Source organism: Ferruginibacter paludis, assembly GCF_030409685.1.
In the GTDB taxonomy this organism is placed as follows: Bacteria; Bacteroidota; Bacteroidia; order Chitinophagales; family Chitinophagaceae; genus Ferruginibacter; species Ferruginibacter paludis.
Genome location: NZ_JAUFQJ010000004.1, coordinates 849,445 through 867,864, shown reverse-complemented (window position 1 = coordinate 867,864; position 18,420 = coordinate 849,445). Strand labels below are relative to the sequence as shown.

Sequence of the window (18,420 nt, the reverse complement as noted above, 5' to 3'; positions counted from 1 at the left end):
TGGACTGCGGAAAGCATATTTACAGTCGTTGCTGCAACTTTGTTGTGAGCAGATGACAAAAGTAATTTGATGGAATGCAATCAAAAATTACCGGGGCCTGGTGGTTTTGATACTTGATGGTGGTAAGCAAACAACCAGCATGAGTAAGAAAATATTGTACCGGCACTATCAAAAAAGCGTCCCTGTTACAGCACGCTTTTTTATTACATTAATTGAATACTCAATAATCATTGCTTTTTCCATTCTTTGCCTTATCCGGCTTGGCCCCTTTTTTATTTTTATCATCCAATGGTTTAATTGGAGCAGGCATAACAGCTTTCGGATCTTTCGTTGCTTCTGGTAACTTAGCAGGAGCAGAAGGCAATTCACTTTTAACTTTTGCTTTTAAACCGGTATCTTTCTTGCCATCTTCAAACTGGCTTTCAACAGGTATTTGCGAAGACTTATCTGTTGAAGGCTCTACAATATAATCTCCGGCACCTCCGCTGCCCTGATCGCCTGCAGCATTACTACTGTCGCCACTATTCACGATATCTTTAAAATTCTGATCTGCATAGATCGGATCTTTTGACATTTGCGCAGGCTCCGCAAATTCTTTTAATTTACCGTACCCCAGACTTTTATCATCATAAACCTTTTTCATAAAATAGCCCCATTTAGGTAAGGCCATTTCGTTACCACCACTTGTGCCTGAATAAATCCTGATAAAAGGGTCATCGCAACCAACCCAGGTGCCAGCCAGCAATTCGGGGGTATATCCCATAAACCAGCCATCCGCATTGTCATTGGTAGTACCGGTCTTACCTGCCTTCTGGGCTGGGATGCCGTAATTGTTTAAAGACCGGCCTGTGCCAATTTCTACAACACCTTCCATTAGTTTTACCATGGTAAAGGCATCCTGTTCACTCATTACCTGTTTGGTATTGACCTGTGTATAATCTTCCAGTAAATTGCCATTTTTATCTTCTATGCGGCTTATGAATACCGGCTCTGTATTAAAACCTTTATTGGGGAACATGGTATATGCCTGCAGCATTTGTAAAAGAGGAATTTCAGCAGAACCAAGGGCAAGCGAAATATATGGAGGAAGCGGCACAGTGACCCCAACGCTTTTTGCAAATTCAATCACCCTGTTTACACCCAGTAAATTAGTCAATCTTACTGATGCGGTATTCTTTGAGAAAGCAAGACAGTTGGCCAGTGTTCCGCCACCGCCATCAAACGTTCTTGAAATTTTGCCATACTGTACCGGTCCACCTTCAATAACTGTAGAAGGTGTGTAACCGGCATCCTGTACCGCCAATGCATAAATCAATGGTTTTATGGTAGAGCCAACCTGCCGGCTTGCCGTTACATGGTCATATTTAAACCATTTAAAATCGTTACCGCCCACCCAGCATTTTACCTCGCCTGTTTTAGGGTCCATTGCAACAAAGGAGGTTTGCAACAACTGCCGGTGATATTTAATTGAATCCCTTGGGGTCATTACGGTATCCAGTTCTTTCTTAGGATTCCATGCAAATACTTTCATTTTAACTTTTACCAGGAAAGACTTTTTTATATCAGCATCCTTCATCTCCTCTTCCTTCAAGTTCTTCCAGCGTTCACTCGATTTCATGGCCGCTTCAATAATATTTTCGTGCTCCTTCCAAGTTTTATCGCTGGTTGTTCTCAGGTAAGCATTTAATTTTCTTTGAATGATGGGCATTTGCTGTACTACAGACTCCTCTGCATACTGCTGCATTTTAGAATTAATGGTAGTATAAATTCTAAGCCCATCCCTATATAAGTCATAGTTTTCCCCCGTCTTTGGATTTTTATGTGTTTTGCACCAGTCTTTCATTTTATCAACAACGGCAAAACGGAAATAAGGGGCAATACCTACATTGTCATCTACCTTCTTAAAACTGGTGATGAGTGGCTTTGCCTTGTATTTGAGGGCCTGTGCATCCGTAAGATAATGTTGCTTACACTCTACCATTCTTTCTATAACCGTATTTCTGCGGTTAATGGCTGCACTTGGATGACGTATAGGATCGTAAATAAAACCCTTCAGCATTCCCACGAGCACCGCAGACTCTTCCACATTCAGATCAATTGGTTCTTTTTGAAAATAGGTTCTGGCAGCATTCCGGATACCGTAATTGTTACCCCACGGAGCCCTGTTAAGATAAAGCGTGATAATTTCTTCTTTGGTAAAATTGCGTTCCAGTTTTACGGCAATTACCCATTCTTTTATTTTTTGTGTTCCTCTCTTTAGTACATTCCCTTTACCTTGTCCCAGCATCATTTTGGCCAGCTGTTGTGTAATAGGGCTGCCGCCGCCATCTGTACCCAATTTAATTACGGCCCGTGCAACCGCTTTTGCATCTATGCCCGAGTGATCATAAAAATTCTGATCTTCAGTTGCTACAAGGGCATGAATAATATTGGGCGAAATTTCATTGTATTTTACTTCGCTGCGGTTTTCGGCGTAGTATTTACCCATTAATTTACCGTCAGATGAATACACTTCGCTGGCAAGATCTGCTTCCGGGTTTTCCAACTCTTTTAAAGATGGCATCTTACCCAACAAGCCAAAATTGGCAGCTGAAAAAATCAAAATTACCAGCAGCAGGCCGCCAAAAAAGACACGCCATAAAATTTTTACAGGTTTTGTCATTATACTATTTTCAAATTTTTGTCTTCAGATTCAAAGCAAATTCTGCCCCGGATTTAGTGTGGCAAGGTTGCAAGCTATTAAAATTTGCCCGGGAATTGTTTACTAAGCAGGTCTTTATATTCTTTTAAATTTTTATTGTTTTGCAACAACCCAAGATTAGCATCCGAAATAATAAGGAAAGAATATTTGGCAGCCGGCAGCCAGGACACTTCATCGGGCGCAGCTTTTTTTGCCCTGTATAAAAACTGCAGGGCAGCATCAGCATTGGCAAAAGAAGAAAATACCAGCAGGCTGATATCTTTGTCGATCGCGGTTTTTGCAATCGTTATATTCTGATCCCTGAAATTTTCACCTACAAAGCGGGTGAATGCATTTTTAGACTCGTTGATATAGGTTCCATCCACTTTGTCCAATACCATAATTACATTCTGCGGGTTTGCTGTATTGAATGTAAAAGGTCCGTTTGTAATAAGCGGGGCTACGGTTTTTACACTATCTTTTGCAACAGCGGGCTTTGAAGTAACCACAGCCTTGCTACTATCATAAAAAGGTTTGGGCGATACAATCAGGTTGGAATCATTTCTTACCAATTTTTCCTTGGGTGCCGGTATCACTTCATCTTCTTTCGCCCTGGTAACCTGCAACGCCGTTAAATAGCTTTCAATTTCTTTCCTGCGTTTTAAAACATCCACCATTTTTACCGCCTTTGCTTTTAGTGGTGCTTTGGGATACAGGCCGATGATGTTATTTAATATTACAATAGCTGCGGTGTCTTCATGTTGTTTGATGTGGTAGACGGCTTCAATATATAACAACTGAGGGCTCCAATAATTGTTGCCATACACGCTGTCTGCTTTTTTCTTTTCGGCAAGCGCTTCGTCAAACTTGCCTTCAATAAATAAATTGTAAATAGACTCGTATTGTTTTGTGCCAGCAGCATTTTTCTTTGCAGCATCGCCACCAGCAGGACTGTTTAGTATTTTTTCAGCAGGACTTGATGCAAACTTTGTATTGATCAGATTTTTATAATAGGCTGCCTTTTCCGTATCACCCAGTTTGGTATAACAGTAGTACAGGCCCAGGTAAATATCCCCGTTGTAAAGGGAATCAGGAAAACGTCTCAACGATTCATCATACCCCCTGATTGCCTGCGGATAATCTTCAAGACTGCTTTGGTATAATTTGGCCAGATCGAATAAACTAAGCGCCACCAGGTGATTGCTCTCTGTTAATTTTTCTGGCGTTAAAGGAAGATTAGCCATCAACCCTTCAAAGGTTTGATCCTGCGGTTGTGCAATCTTATCATCTGCAGAATTTTTTACACCAGTCTTATCTTTTAAAGTAACCCCTGCGGAGTCGGTTTTGGAAGGTGCTGCATCCATGTCCCCGCCTCCCATATCAGTAGGGGCTGTATTAACATCTGACTTTTGAACACCTGAAGTGGCATTTTTCCTTCTCCAGTTATCGGTATTGGTTCTTGTGCCCCATTTTCTTTTAAAATCGGCAGAGCCCTTTGATTTCATCGCCGCATTGTCAAAATACCAGTCTCCCTTACTGCCATTTGAAAAAAGGTCAGAAGGTTGATTTTTATTATTATCAAAAGCAATGGGTGTAAATCCATTGTCAGTTTCTTCTTCTTTACCGCCATTTAATTTACGGTATTGCCTCGCCATTTTCTTTACAAAAGCAGTTCTTTCTGCCAGCGGCATGGCTGCAATTTTTTGTAAACTGTCTTCCCGTTCAACGATGTTTATTTTTTCGACAATCTTAGCCAGTGCATTTTTTCTTTCATCTATTTCATCAAACCTGCTGCGCAATGCAGTGTCGCCAGCTTGCAGACTGTCGTACATGGCATAAGCTGTTTTATATTGCTTGCGGTTGTAAGCAATGTCTGCCAGTTGCAGAAAGGCTTTATTTTTAAAAGAAATATTTTGTTCGTTATAGTGTAAACTTTTGTTGTAATAAAATATAGCGGCTGCGCTGTCTGGTAATTGCATGGATAAGTCGCCGGCAGAGTAATAGATGATATCGCGGTAGGATTCAAACTTGTCTTTTTTAGCCATGTGCACCAGGTTGCCGATTCCTTTTTTCAGTTCAACAGAATCTGTGCCTTTCATCATTTTTGCGTTGTTGAGCTGGGCATAAATATCCATCATGGGATCTGTTGTATGCTGCGACGCACGGTTATAATAAAACGATGCCTTGTCATACTTATGTGTAGTTTCAAATAACTGCGCCAGCAGAAATTCTGATCTGGCCTGGTCCTGTTTCGAATTGGCATTGCTAAGGGCTTCTTCCAAATGCGCAGCCGCACTGTCATAAATATTTTGTTTGTAAAACCAGTATGCATTTACTTCTGCAAGGTCGTCTGCCAGGCGTTTTGGTAAATTGTCATCGTGCTGTAAGGTATTAATGAGTGATGATGCATCCCCCAGTTCATTCTGTTCTATCAGTGTCAGTATCATCCAGATCAACGCATCATTTCTGCTGGGCGGCTGCGCAGTTAATTTTTGAAGTATGTTTCTTTTTTCTTTGTTGGCAATGCTTAACGTGCCACTACTGGAGGCTGATCCGGTACCTACCACCCGATTATCATCTTCATCTTTTTTACGCGGAAAAAGATTGTAGTTGATGAATTGAAAGGTGGCAGCGGCAGAATCAAAATCTTTTTTAAAAAAATAGGCCTGTCCCATCAGCAGGTACATATTATCCACCCAGTCATTACGCAGATCGTGCAGTAAAATACCTGCCGTAGCTTTATAAATTACAGAGTCAAGCTCAATTTTTTGTGCGGCGGTACCTTCCAGGCTATATGGGTAATACGACAGCAGTTTAGTATAGTCATCTTTTTGCTGTGCTTTTGCCCGTTCAATAACTGCGTTTATTTTATTATGGGCATTGTAATAGTAATTAAAATGAGTATAATTATTCTGAAAAATATGGCGCACTTTGGTGAATTTTTTGTCGGCCATTTTTTCGGACCCTAATTTTCGTTCTTCAAATTTGGCCGACCTTTTGGTGGAGTCCAGCAGGTTTATGGTCCATGCAGGCTGTGCAAAAACAACGTTTACATAAGTGAATAAAATAGCCGACAGTAACAGCCTTAAAAAAATCCTTTTCTGCATGAATAATTGTTTGAAATAATGCGGCTAAATATCGGTTATTTTTGCCAATTAGTGGGGCTTAATGCTTTTGGTTTCTTATTTTTAACATCCAATAATGAAATATGGCCCGGGTAGAAGGTAACAGTACATTAAAACGTTTACGCAACAGGTACCTGTTGGTGGTAATGAATGAGGATACTTATGAAGAAGTGGTGAAGTTCCGTTTAAGCAGGCTGAGTGTATATATTATTTTGAGCAGTACATTTGTTTTATTCACAATTTTAACGGTGGCACTCATTGTTTTTACGCCGATTAAATACTATTTGCCGGGTGTTGGGTATGGCGACGCAAGGCAGGTAAGGGAATACAGGCAATTAAAAATAAGAGCGGACTCGATGGAAAATGCAATGAAATTTAAACAGCAATATCTGGATGATTTAAAGAAAGTGTTAGAAGGTAAGACGTCTTCGCTGGATACCAACAAATTAGATTTACCAAAAGAAGATAATACGAACGAGTAATTAAAACTTATTCACCATTGCATACCATTAATTATATTTCGACGTTGTTTTATTGCTGTTCGTAGAAAGTGTCATGCCGGTAAAGGATTGGATACAGTGAAAGCTCAGAGCTTTGCAGGTTAACTATTTTGAATATATTTTTTATCTGATATTTTTTTAAACAGATAAAGAAATAATTTTGCATACTATATTTCGACATAACCAATTCCAAACCTAAAAAAATCAATTACAATGTTCAACTCAAAATCTAAATCCGGCGGCAGCGAAGCCCAGGGAGGAAGCACAACAATCATCGGTGCAGGAACAACCATCAATGGTAATATAGAAAGTACAGGCGACATCAGGATTGACGGTACACTGATCGGAAACCTTACATCCAAAGCAAAAGTTTTAGTAGGCGCCGATGGAGTGATTGATGGTGCTATCAAAGGAAAAAATGCAGACGTACTGGGCAAAGTAACCGGGCAGATGGATATCAAAGAAATACTGCAGTTACGGGGTAAGTGTATTATTGACGGAGATATTTTTGCAGGAAAGCTTGAAGTAGAGCCAACAGCAACTTTCAACGGCCGTTGTCATATGGGTGCGAATGTGGTAGAATTAAATGTAGAGTTGTCCACAGCGGTTAACCAGTAGGCAACTATATCAGTAACAGTAAAAAACAATGAAGGGAAAGAGAAAATTTTTAATACCACTGTTGCTGTTGTTTATTTTTTGTAATGGCTTTTTTATATCAGCTAAAAACCTGTTGGCAAAATGGGGCGTAGATAATGACGTGCTTATTATTGCCAACTTATTGTTTTGTATACTCACGCTTATCACTTTTTATATTCAGCAAAAGGCACTGCAAAATGCCAATCCCAATGTTTTTGTACGTAGTGTAATGGGCGGTATGATGATTAAAATGTTCGCCTGCATAATTGCCGTTTTTGTTTACTGGTTTACCATGAAGGAAAAATTCAGTAAGCCAACAGTTATCGCAGCCATGGTAATTTACTTTGTTTACCTTGCTACAGAAGTTGGTATGGTTATGAAACTGAATCGTTCAAAAAATGCCTAAGCAGGAAGCCCCGTTACACCAGTTAAAAAATTATTTACCAGAAGGCAGTTTTGGAGGCGTGGTTCACTACCTGCTGCATTACAAAGTACAATTAACCATTACCCGTGAACGAAAGTCGGTACTGGGCGATTACCGCAATTCTCATCTTAATAAAAATCACCGCATCAGTGTAAATGGCAATTTAAATCCCTATGCTTTTTTAATTACCCTGCTGCATGAACTGGCGCATTTATTTACATTTGAACGCTATGGCCACCGCGTTCAGGCACATGGCCAGGAGTGGAAGAATGAATTCAGCAAAGTGCTGGAGCAATTCCTGGCAAAGCAGATTTTTCCCGCAGATATTCAGCAGACTTTACTTAAAACGCTTCAAAACCCCGCCGCCAGCAGTTGTGCAGACACTGCACTACTGAGGGTGTTGTACAAATACGATAAAAAGAGGGAAGGCGTACTATTGATTGAAAGTTTGCCCGCCGGAGCCTTGTTTTCCATCAGGGGAGGCCGTGTTTTTTTAAAGGAGGAACGGGTAAGGAAGCGGTTTAAATGCAAAGAAATTGCCACGGGAAAAATATATTTATTCAGCCCCGTTTATGAAGTGCAGGCAGTAAATACAGCCAATTAATCAGCCCGCGACTATCATCATTTACATATGGAATATTAGCAGATGCTTCTGCAACTATTTTTTTTGCCCAAACCGTACCAGGTTTCCATTATTGTCTTTAATACTAAATTCTTTATATCGTCCGGGTTTGTCCTTCAGTACTGTCCTTGGATAAATCAATTCTTTTGCGGAGAAATCTGCATACAGGCATTCAATATCATCCGTTAAAATAAAGCAGCTGCCGGGATGGAATGGCTTATTTATGTCGAACATGGATAAGTGTATTTCAGCATCCTTTAATTTCAGGATGCCATAGTCGCCCTGGTTGACGCCTGTAAAACCGAGTTTTGAACTATAGAAATCAATCGTATCCCTGATGCTAACAGCTGGTAAAACCGGAATAGTTTTTAGGAACATTTTTTATTATTGTAATTGTACAAAAGGTATTTAAAATATCTTTATTTTTATCAACTTAAATTCAAGGTCAATACATTTTTGGAACCCATCAATAAATATAGTGAAGAAGAGCTCGTTGTGTTATTGCAGCGACAGGATCAGCAGGCATTCTCCTATTTATATGATAATTATGCGGGTGCATTAAACAACATTATTTTCAGATTGGTTGAAGACAGTGCACTGGCGGAAGATATCCTGCAGGAAGCATTTGTAAAGATCTGGCATAATTTCAACCAATACGATCAGTCAAAAGGACGCCTGTTTACCTGGATGTTAAACCTCACAAGGAATTTAACCATTGATGTGTTGCGCAGCAAGGGGTATAAAAAACAAACAAAAATCTCAGGTGACGAAAATTCCGTAAATAATATACCAGATACCAGCAGCACCCTTCTTAAATTTGACTCACTAGGCATAAGAAAACAGCTTGCTAACCTGAAACCCGAACAACGTGTTATTATTGATATGGCTTATTTCAGCGGATTCACCCAGGACGAAATCGCAAAGGAACTGGGTGTGCCGTTGGGTACCGTAAAAACAAGGATGCGAACCGCAATTTTGGAATTAAGAAAAATGTTACAATACAATTGAAACCGCAGGATATCATATCATCAGGAATTTTGGAGCTTTACGCTGCCGGCCTCGCCTCTGAACAGGAGCAACGGGATGTACAGGCGTACGTTGCACAATACCCTGAAGTTGCTGAAGAACTGGAGCAGATAGAATCGGGAATGGAATTGTACGCCCGGGCTTTTGCGAAGCAACCTTCTGATTCTGTAAAAGAAAAAGTATTTGCACGCATTAACAATGAACAAGTGGAATCTGCACCGGTTGCAACTGCGCCGGTTAAACCAGAAAAAAATATATCGGCGCCTGTAATTGGCATTGCTCCATACTGGAAATACGCCGCGGCAGCTTCCGTAGCTTTACTGATAGGCAGTATTGCCGTAAATATTATGTTGTACAATAAGAGCAACGACATATCTCAAAACCTGCAGCAAACCCAACAGGAACTGGCCAGTTTAAAAGATGAAAACAAAACCATGGAAGGCGATATGGCCGTGGTACAAAATAAATTCAGCAAGCCCGTATCGTTAAAAGGACTTGAAGCAGCACCCGACGCTGCCGCAAAAATTTTCTGGATGGAAAATACAGGAGAAGTATATCTTGATCCAAGCAATTTGCCTGAAGCGCCTGCGGGTAAGCAATACCAGTTATGGGGTATTGTTGACGGAAAACCGGTAAGCGGTGGTATGATTTTAACTTCAAAAAAAGGAGATAAATTTCGTATTCAAAAGATGAAGACTTTTGGTAAGGTGGATGCCTTTGCAATAACACTTGAAAGTGAACCAGACAATACATCCCCGAAAGGGCCCATGTTTGTGATGGGTAAAATGTAATATTTATTTCCACTTAATTTTTATGGCCGGTCTTTTTTACCGGCATTTTTTTGCGGGTAAGTTTCGATATTTCTTTATTATTATTATTTGAGTACGGCGATGTACGTTCGCCCGATCTTATATTTCCCACTTTCGTGACCGTCAAAATCAATAAACAATTCTTTACAGGGAAGGTTAAGTCCCTGGAATTTTGTCAATAACAATTCAGCACTTCGGCATATTTTCTTTTACCGATTCTTTTTAGCACAGCCCGCTTTTTACTACTGTTTCATCAATGTGATAGTAATCCACCTATTTGTTTAACACCACTTAATAGTTTCAACAAAAAGCAATTTTTTTCTAAAATTATAAATCCATCATACCGCAAGCCACGTACATCTATCAAATCAATTTAAAAATAATCACACATAAAATTTACAAAATGAAAAAGTTTAAAACAATTTTGATGGTGGCATCTGCCCTTGTATTAACGCAGTTTTCTTTTGCCCAAACCAGCAACATGTCAAAAGAAAAAACAGTCATGGTAGGCGGTGCGGCTATGTATCCATCCAAAGACATTGTGACCAATGCCGTAAACAGTAAAGATCACACCACCCTGGTAGCAGCAGTTAAAGCCGCTGGGCTGGTAGAAACTTTACAAAGTGCCGGACCATTCACTGTATTTGCTCCAACCAACGCAGCATTTGATTTACTGCCGGCAGGTACCGTTTCCACCTTGCTGAAACCAGAAAACAAATCAATGCTGGCTGGCATACTAACTTACCATGTTGTTGCAGGCAAGGTGAGCGCTGCTGATCTTGTAAAGATGATAAAGGATGGCAACGGAATGGCAACATTAACCACTGTTGCAGGCGGTAAATTAACGGCGATGATGGCCGGCAAAAAAGTGGCCATTAAAGATGAAAAGGGTGGCGTGGCTTATGTAACCATCGCGGATGTAAATCAAAGCAATGGCGTGATACATGTAATCGATCATGTATTACTTCCAAAGTAGGTGTACTTTTCAATATACAATTTAAATGAGGCGGCCCGATTCTTCGGGCCGCATTTTTATAGTAATCTGCAAAAATAAAAGAAGGCAGCGATATTATCGCTGCCCGGTATCAGGGTTGTTATCAGGGGGCTGGTTAAAAATCTTTTAGGCGGTTCCACCAGGTACGTTTCATTACCAAAAATATTACCGCTATCAGGGACATCACAATCCCCAGCCCGTTCCATTGATTTAAGATAAGGTACATCGGTAACAGCATCAGCAAAATTTGCCCGCTTATACCAAGAACAATATTAAAGATATTGACCGGTAAATTTTTATTGGCTTCGAAAGTCGGATCTTCTGCCATGGCCATTGAGTGGATTGGTTTCCAGAATCCCCATGGCCGTACATTTTTATAAAATGCAAGCAGAGTAGGGATATCCGTTGGCGGTGCTCTATAGGTGCCGATGATACAGGCAATGAATTGTATTAATATAAACAGAGGGAAAAAATACAGCATTCTTGTGCCATCAAAATAAGTAGTAACGCCCGTTACGCTCAACAATGGCGGAATGGCGCTCACCACAATACCTGCCAGCATACCGTAAAAAAAGCCGTTGGCATTAAAGCGCCACCAATACCATTTTAAAACATTGGCACATACAAAACCACCGTATAATCCTGCGGTAATAATATTGAAAATCATGTTGACATCCTTGATGAGCAGCCCGAGGCCAATACCAAAAATTACCATTACGATGCCGCTTAAATAACTCATCGCAATTATCTTCTTACGATCTGCCTGCGGATTAAAGTACTTCAGGTAAATATCATTCACAATGTAGGCCTGTCCTGCATTTAAAGTACCACTGAAGTTACTCATAAAGGCACCTAAAAAACCGGCCAGCACCAGCCCGATCAATCCCACCGGTAAAAATTTACTGATAACGGACGGCATGATGTTTTCAAAATTAATCAGGCCATCTGTACCATTGTGCAGGTCAAGATCTTTAAAATACAGGATGCCCATAATACAAAGCCCCATCGTCATAAAATACCTTACCGGCATCAATATCACAGAAATAAATCCACTCATTTTAGCAGCCTCTTCCGGGCTTTTGGTGCTCAGTATTTTCTGGCAATCGTAATTCGGTGCAGGACCAGCCAGGCTCTTCATAATACCGCTGAATAACATCATACCCATGATAGCTGAAAACAACTGGTATCCATCTTTCTCCAATTTTATTTTGGCATCATTTAATTTATTGCTCCAGTCAAGGCCAAGGTCCATACCAAAAAACGGTGAGTCCCAGCCCTTGGGCACTCTTTCCAGCACATTGACGCCAGTTGCACTCAGGTGCCGCATAGCAATAATACCAACAAATAAGGAGCATACAATCATGATCATGTACTTGATCACATCTGCCAACACTATTCCATGCATGCCACCTAAAATGCTATACAACATGGCTATCAAACAAATGCTGACACCGTAAAACTGGGCAGTACTGTGTTTGGAAATTTCGAGTGCTGCTTTATATTGGTCGGAGCCTGCAGTAAAAGCCGCCTCACCATGATTTAGAAAGGGCAGCGTATCTTTTATCCGTTCATAAGGCAGGAAGATCTGTAGAAATTCGCCTACACCTACAAAGGCGTATGCCATGTATCCAATGCATAAAATAAGCGCAAAAGCAACAACTACTTTATGGCTTTGGCCAACACCACGGTCAGTTAAACCAAAGCGTGTTTTTAACCATTCTGCACCGGTAGTAGCATTGCTACGGCGCAACCAGCGGCTTAAGAATACCATCAGGAAAACCTGGTTAAAAACCGGCCACATCCAGGGAATAAAGACACTTTTAAATCCATATAAAAAAGCCATGCTGGTGAGCAACATCGTGCCGCTGATGTCGAACATATCGCTGGCATCGCTCAGCCCCAAAGCATACCAGGGTAAGGATTTGCCGGCCATCAAATATGCATCTTTACTTTTTTTTGCCTTGTTTTTCATATAAAAACCAAGAAACACCATCAGGACGAAATAGGCGAGTATTATCAGCAGGTCAATCGTTGAAAGAATATACATTTGTTAGTTTTAGAGGATGTATGAAAGTGCCGGTTGTACGGGCAGATCACATCAATCCATTAAGTAAATCAATATTTTTCATTTAACAATATTTTACAGGCCTGCTGTTGAAATGTGCGCAACAAAAATTAAAAAAGTATCAGTATTGTAAACTCCACATGAGCCTATTGAAATATACAGCTTTTACCGGCATAGCTGAAAAAAAATCCGGATTTAGAACCTGCTTTTAATAAGCATGTATAAAAGCAATAACTTGGCAGCTCGTTTAAGTGTTTTTAATTTTCAGGAGCAACTATTTTTTGAACACTTCATTTATAATTTATGATACAGCAATTTCCGGCCAACTTTATCTGGGGTAGTGCCACTTCTTCTTACCAGGTAGAAGGCGCATGGAAAGCCGATGGAAAAGGACCATCTATTTGGGACGTGTTTTGTTTGATCCCCGGTAAAGTAAAAAATGGCGATACAGGTGAAATAGCCTGTGATCATTATAATCGCATAGCCGCAGACGTTGCGTTGATGAAAGCCATGGGTTTAAAAGCATACCGATTCTCAATAGCATGGTCACGTATATTGCCGGCAGGGCGTGGTGCTGTAAATCAACAGGGCATTGACTTTTATAACAAGCTGATCAATGAACTGCTGGCAGCAGGCATTGAGCCATGGGTAACACTGTATCATTGGGATTTACCTGCTGCGCTGGAATTTGAAATAGATGGCTGGCTGGGTAATGAAATAGCGGCCGTGTTTGCAGACTATGCAGAAGTTTGTTTCACCCATTTTGGCGACCGCGTAAAAAATTGGATCACCATCAACGAAGCATGGGTGGTGGCTATTTTGGGCTATGGTCATGGCGTGTTTGCACCAGGTAAAAAATCAAACGATCTGCCTTATGTAGCAGGCCATAATTTATTGCTGGCGCATGCACAGGCGGTGCATCTATACCGCACTCAATTTCAGCAACAACAAGAAGGCTGTATTGGCATAACCAATAACTGCGACTGGCGGGAGCCGCTGACAGATAGCAATGCAGACAAAGACGCGGCGCAACGAGCGCTGGAGTTTTTTTTAGGCTGGTTTGCAGATCCTGTTTATAAAGGCGATTATCCCGCAGTGATGAAAGAAAGATTGGGTGACCGCCTGCCATCATTTACTGAGGCCGAAAAAAAATCGCTCAAAGGCTCGTCTGATTTTTTTGGATTGAACCATTACACTACTATGTATGCATCTGACGCAACCAACAATAAAGAGGAGGGAAGTGTATACGGTAATGGAGGACTTTCAGAAGACCAGGACGTGAACCTGAGTATAGATGCAGACTGGAAGCTAACAGATATGCAATGGGCCATTGTTCCGTGGGGATGTAAAAAACTGCTGCAATGGATTGCGGAACGATATAATAACCCTGCTGTTTTTATTACAGAAAACGGGTGTGCCTTTGATGATCAACTGGTGGATGGAAAAGTGGATGACGCGGAAAGAATTGAATTTTTCAAGGCTTATATTACTTCCATTGGTGAAGCCATTGATTTGGGCGTACCCGTAAAAGGATACTTTATCTGGTCGTTGCTGGATAATTTTGAATGGGCCAGCGGTTATTCAAAAAAATTCGGGATACATTATGTGGAGAAAGAAACGCTCAATCGAATACCGAAAGCCTCTGCCTTGTGGTATGCCGATGTGATTAAAAACAATGGGTTGTAAGCGTTAAAAGGTTTTCTTGTCAAAGTAGTAATGGTGCCGGAATTTAATAAGGGCATTTCCCGCTGCTGCGGGCCGGGCTTTACGCTGCAAGTCCTCGCCATAAAGGCATGCGCAAACCCTCAGCTGCGGGCTTTCCGCTTCAATCCCTAATGCATTTTTACCCGCTGGAAGTAAACTATTCGCCCGGATGATATTTTTTTTCTACGTGCTTCGCTATATCTTCCGGATAAAACAATACTTCTTTAAACTGGCCATGGGTGTACATTTCAGCCTGATCTTTAAAATGTTTGGATAATGGATCGCCACTTTCACCACCAGCCAGTAATGATTTTGCAATTATCTTTTTCCCAAACTCAACAGCACAAATAAAACTGTTACCACTTACACCATACCGCTTTTTATTACCTGCGGAATATCTGCTGTTATAAGATGGTATTTGTCCCCACAATGCCGAGGCAAAACCCATGGGTAAACTGGGCAAACTATCGTGGTACTCATCAGGGATATTGTCAGTAATCCGCTGAAAACGGTTGATGGTTCCCCAGGCAATTTGCCAGTTACCAAACTTACCGGTTAATTCATTTACAACAGCTGTTAGTGGTGGCAGCAGTTGTGCTGCCGTTGCAACAGCAGCGAAGTGTTTGGTGTTTTGTACCTGGTCGGTTTCACCTTCATCTACATATACTTTCTGTAACAGTTTGTCTAATTTCTGAGCCCACTCAATGGCCAGCGTGGTAGCCACAGATGATTCGCCAGAATGATAATCCCAGGTTTTTAAAATTGCGATGGGTTCTTTCAAATTATTGTAAGTAGTATCCCCGCTCGCAATACTCTTTTCAAATGAATTGATGAGTGCCGGAACCAACACTTCAAATGCTGAAAGATAAGTATTATAACCTGCTGCAATCACTTTATCCACGGTGTATTTATTTGCCCGTCCTAAAATTCTCACCGCATTTACACCACGAAAATTTTCTCCGTCAGGCGCCATATAAGCAGGGTAATTTTCTTTTTTCGGGCTATAATTTCCGGCAACAGAAAAGGGAGTGGAGTTGCAATTTTGCAGCCATCCGTTAGGTGGGTTAAACAGGTGCACAATATCTTGCTGTTCGTGTAAACCTTTCCATTCCGTAGCAGAAGTGGATCCATCTACCGGCAATGCCCAGTTTAACTTTTTATCCCGGATAGGTATAAAATTACCATGCCAGTAAGCGATATTGCCTTTGTCATCCGCATACACCGTATTGTTGCTTGTATTGGCTTTCAGGTCCATTACTTTTTTATAATCGTCAAATCCCTTCGCTTTGGTACGCAGCCAGCTTTGTTGTAAACTAATGGCAGAACGGTTGAAAGATTTCAGGCTGATCCATTTGTTATTGCGCATGGCCATCACTGGCCCGTGCTGCGTAAAAAAGGCGGTAATATTTTTTGTTTTCAACAATCCATTTTCAGCAAACCGCAATACCATTTTCTTTTGCCTTACGGGTTTTAACTGGTGATTGTATTCGTAAAAAAATTGTTTGTTTTTTGTGCTTATTTTTTCTTCGTATAAGTCGGCCACATCCACATTGTTACTGGTATGCATCCAGCCGCAATGCTCATTAAATCCCTGGTAAACAAAAAACTGGCCCCAGGTAACAGCGCCATATGCATTCAACCCTTCCTTGCTGGTAACCTGTACTTCGGGCCTGAAATAAAATGTAACATGCGGGTTGATATATAAAATGGCGTTGCCGCTGGCAGTAACAGAAGGACCAAATGCAAAGCCATTGGAACCTGTTTGCTGATCAGGATCTTTTGCCAATGCAACCGCAGGTTTTGCGTCACCGCTATAAAAATTCTTTAACTCAGCGGTGGAAATATCTGCCGTGTTAATAGCACCAATGCTGCCATCAGTCCACAACAGTGGGTACCATGGCTGAAAGCGGTGGATCATTAGTGGCTTTACCTGTGGATTTTTATACAGGTAGTAATTAATACCATCCGCATAAGCATTCAATAATTTTTTTAACCACGGGGCGGCCGTATTGTAATCTTTTTTCGCATCCGCAGTGTCAATCAATAATTGCAGCAACAGGTCATCGTACAAAACGGCTTCGCCTTTTATCTCTGCCATCCTGCCCAACTTTTCAATGTAGTTTAGTTCTACTCTTTTAAAATCATCTTCGCACTGCGCATACAATAATCCAAATACAGCATCGGCATCTGTGTTGCCACTGATGTGGGGAATGCCCCAGTTATCTCTTGTAATGGTTACCTGTTTAGCCTGGTGCTGCCAGCGGCTGATTTCTTTACCGGAAAAATTTTGGGCCAATAATTGTATCGGTACCAGCAACAGCAGCAATATTTTTTTTACAGGCATTGTTTTATTTTTTGTAAAGATAAAGAACCAGTGCTGGTATAAAGTTGCAAGTGCTCCGTGAGGGTAAATAGAAAGGCTTAACAGTTGTTGTTATAATTGAGTAAAAAATGTAAACAGCCAATTTGTAGATTTAGTTCAACAGTTTTGCCAGTTAATTGTAATATCAGTTGGGTAATTATCTTTATATACTTTTTAGAAAATAAATATCAACAAATGAAAAAAGTTTTCGTTTACGCAGGGGTCATTGCTGCGATATTTTGTACAACGCTGGCTGACGCACAAACAAGCGTTAAGCCTGTTTTAAAAATAACAGATGACAACGCAGGCTTGAAATTGCCTGCCAAATTTAAGGCGACGATACTTGCGGAAAATATGGGTAAGGCCCGGCATATTGTTGTAACGCCCCAGGGTGGAATTTATGTACGGCTGGCAAAGCCGGTTAACGGCAAGGGCACTATTTATTTACAGGAAGCCAATGGCAAAGCGGTTGTTAAAAACGGGTTTGGTAATTATGGCGGCACAGGAATATACATTAAGGACGGCTACCTCTACAGTTCCAGCAATGAAGAAGTTTTCAGGTATAAACTTGATGCAAAAAATGAAGTCATCAATCCGGCAGCGCCGGAAAAAATAGTAACCGGATTAATTAACCGCTGGCAGCATGAAACAAAATCACTGGTACTGGATAACGAAGGTAACATCTATGTAAATATTGGGGCCTGGTTAAACAGCTGCCAGGAAAAAGACAGGCAAAAAGGTTCTATGGGCAGAAAAGGTTGCCCGATGCTGGATTCTGCCGGTGGTATCTGGATGTTTAAACATGATAAGCTCAATCAAACCTATGCCGACGGAGTCAGGTATGCAACAGGGCTAAGAAATATTGTTGGCCTCGACTGGAACCAGCAGAACAATCAGCTCTTTGTAATGCAACACGGGAGGGATCAGTTGCATGATATATTCCCCGATTTATATACGGTGCAGCAATCAGCCCTAAACCCGGCAGAATGTATGTTTGCTTTAAAGAAAGGAGATGATGCAGGCTGGCCCTACCTGTACTATGACTTGGCGCAACATAAAAATATACTTGCGCCCGAATATGGCGGCGATGGAAAGACTGCAGCGGATTCAAAATACCTGGAACCGGCGGCAGCGTATCCTGCCCACATGGCGCCCAACGGATTATTATTTTATACAGGCAATCAATTTCCGGAAAAATATAAAAATGGTGCTTTCATTGCCTTTCACGGATCATGGAACAGGTCACCCGAACCACAGGCCGGTTACTTTGTGGTGTTCCAGCCTTTTAAAGATGGAAAGCCTGCTGGCGAATGGGAAATATTTGCAGATAATTTTTCGGGCTCTCCTGAAAAAACTGCTTCAGGTCGTGCCGATCATCGTCCATGCGGACTAGCCCAGGGACCTGATGGTTCACTGTATGTAACCGATGATTCAAAAGGATTTCTTTACAAAATAACCTACACTCCTTAAAGA

General features: G+C 41.1%; 14 protein-coding genes. 9 read left to right on the top strand and 5 right to left on the bottom strand.

Going from position 1 to position 18,420, the window contains the following annotated elements; genetic code table 11:
- Nucleotides 1–220: 220 nt before the first annotated feature.
- A complete protein-coding gene (locus QWZ08_RS09260; protein WP_290337113.1) occupies nt 221–2,662 on the bottom strand; it encodes a penicillin-binding protein 1A in 2,442 nt (813 codons plus the stop codon).
- Nucleotides 2,663–2,739: 77 nt separating this feature from the next.
- Nucleotides 2,740–5,787 carry a type IX secretion system periplasmic lipoprotein PorW/SprE gene (gene porW, locus QWZ08_RS09255; RefSeq protein ID WP_290337112.1) on the bottom strand — a complete coding sequence of 1,016 codons (3,048 nt, stop codon included), beginning with the start codon at nt 5,785–5,787 and terminating at the stop codon, nt 2,740–2,742.
- 101 nt (nt 5,788–5,888) lie between these two features.
- Here porW and QWZ08_RS09250 point away from each other — a divergent pair, with 101 nt between their 5' ends.
- From QWZ08_RS09250 to QWZ08_RS09235, 4 genes are all read left to right on the top strand, one after another.
- Nucleotides 5,889–6,287: a hypothetical protein gene (locus QWZ08_RS09250; protein ID WP_290337111.1), complete on the top strand. Its 399-nt coding sequence runs from the start codon at nt 5,889–5,891 to the stop codon at nt 6,285–6,287.
- Between the two features lie 231 nt (nt 6,288–6,518).
- Complete coding sequence (locus QWZ08_RS09245) at nt 6,519–6,923, top strand: bactofilin family protein (RefSeq protein WP_290337110.1); 405 nt, start codon at nt 6,519–6,521, stop codon at nt 6,921–6,923.
- Between the two features lie 28 nt (nt 6,924–6,951).
- Nucleotides 6,952–7,347: a hypothetical protein gene (locus QWZ08_RS09240; RefSeq protein ID WP_290337109.1), complete on the top strand. Its 396-nt coding sequence runs from the start codon at nt 6,952–6,954 to the stop codon at nt 7,345–7,347.
- Nucleotides 7,340–7,969, top strand: coding sequence for a SprT-like domain-containing protein (locus tag QWZ08_RS09235; RefSeq protein ID WP_290337108.1), 630 nt, complete (start codon nt 7,340–7,342; stop codon nt 7,967–7,969). The genes QWZ08_RS09240 and QWZ08_RS09235 overlap by 8 nt, the downstream gene beginning before the upstream one ends.
- A 54-nt stretch (nt 7,970–8,023) precedes the next feature.
- Here QWZ08_RS09235 and QWZ08_RS09230 read toward each other — a convergent pair whose 3' ends face one another.
- Nucleotides 8,024–8,365, bottom strand: a complete 342-nt coding sequence (locus QWZ08_RS09230; RefSeq protein ID WP_290337107.1) for a DUF8817 family protein — start codon at nt 8,363–8,365, stop codon at nt 8,024–8,026.
- 78 nt (nt 8,366–8,443) lie between these two features.
- On the opposite strand from QWZ08_RS09230, the gene QWZ08_RS09225 reads away from it, so the two are divergent.
- The 3 genes from QWZ08_RS09225 (at nt 8,444) to QWZ08_RS09215 (ending at nt 10,798) form a co-directional block, all read left to right on the top strand.
- A complete protein-coding gene (locus tag QWZ08_RS09225; RefSeq protein ID WP_290337106.1) occupies nt 8,444–8,995 on the top strand; it encodes an RNA polymerase sigma factor in 552 nt (183 codons plus the stop codon).
- Entirely contained in the window at nt 8,992–9,804 is an 813-nt protein-coding gene (locus QWZ08_RS09220) for an anti-sigma factor (protein WP_290337105.1), read from the top strand. Before QWZ08_RS09225 ends, QWZ08_RS09220 begins: the two co-directional genes overlap by 4 nt.
- A 421-nt stretch (nt 9,805–10,225) precedes the next feature.
- Nucleotides 10,226–10,798: a fasciclin domain-containing protein gene (locus tag QWZ08_RS09215; protein WP_290337104.1), complete on the top strand. Its 573-nt coding sequence runs from the start codon at nt 10,226–10,228 to the stop codon at nt 10,796–10,798.
- Nucleotides 10,799–10,931: 133 nt separating this feature from the next.
- Here QWZ08_RS09215 and QWZ08_RS09210 read toward each other — a convergent pair whose 3' ends face one another.
- Complete coding sequence (locus QWZ08_RS09210) at nt 10,932–12,863, bottom strand: sodium:solute symporter family protein (RefSeq protein WP_290337103.1); 1,932 nt, start codon at nt 12,861–12,863, stop codon at nt 10,932–10,934.
- Nucleotides 12,864–13,184: 321 nt separating this feature from the next.
- Here QWZ08_RS09210 and QWZ08_RS09205 point away from each other — a divergent pair, with 321 nt between their 5' ends.
- Nucleotides 13,185–14,567, top strand: a complete 1,383-nt coding sequence (locus QWZ08_RS09205) for a GH1 family beta-glucosidase (protein ID WP_290337102.1) — start codon at nt 13,185–13,187, stop codon at nt 14,565–14,567.
- A gap of 175 nt (nt 14,568–14,742) precedes the next feature.
- Here the strand turns inward: QWZ08_RS09205 and QWZ08_RS09200 are convergent, their stop codons facing one another.
- Nucleotides 14,743–16,929, bottom strand: a complete 2,187-nt coding sequence (locus QWZ08_RS09200; protein ID WP_290337101.1) for a penicillin acylase family protein — start codon at nt 16,927–16,929, stop codon at nt 14,743–14,745.
- Between the two features lie 213 nt (nt 16,930–17,142).
- Between QWZ08_RS09200 and QWZ08_RS09195 the strand changes: the two genes are divergently transcribed.
- Entirely contained in the window at nt 17,143–18,417 is a 1,275-nt protein-coding gene (locus tag QWZ08_RS09195) for a PQQ-dependent sugar dehydrogenase (RefSeq protein ID WP_290337100.1), read from the top strand.
- Nucleotides 18,418–18,420 lie beyond the last annotated feature (3 nt).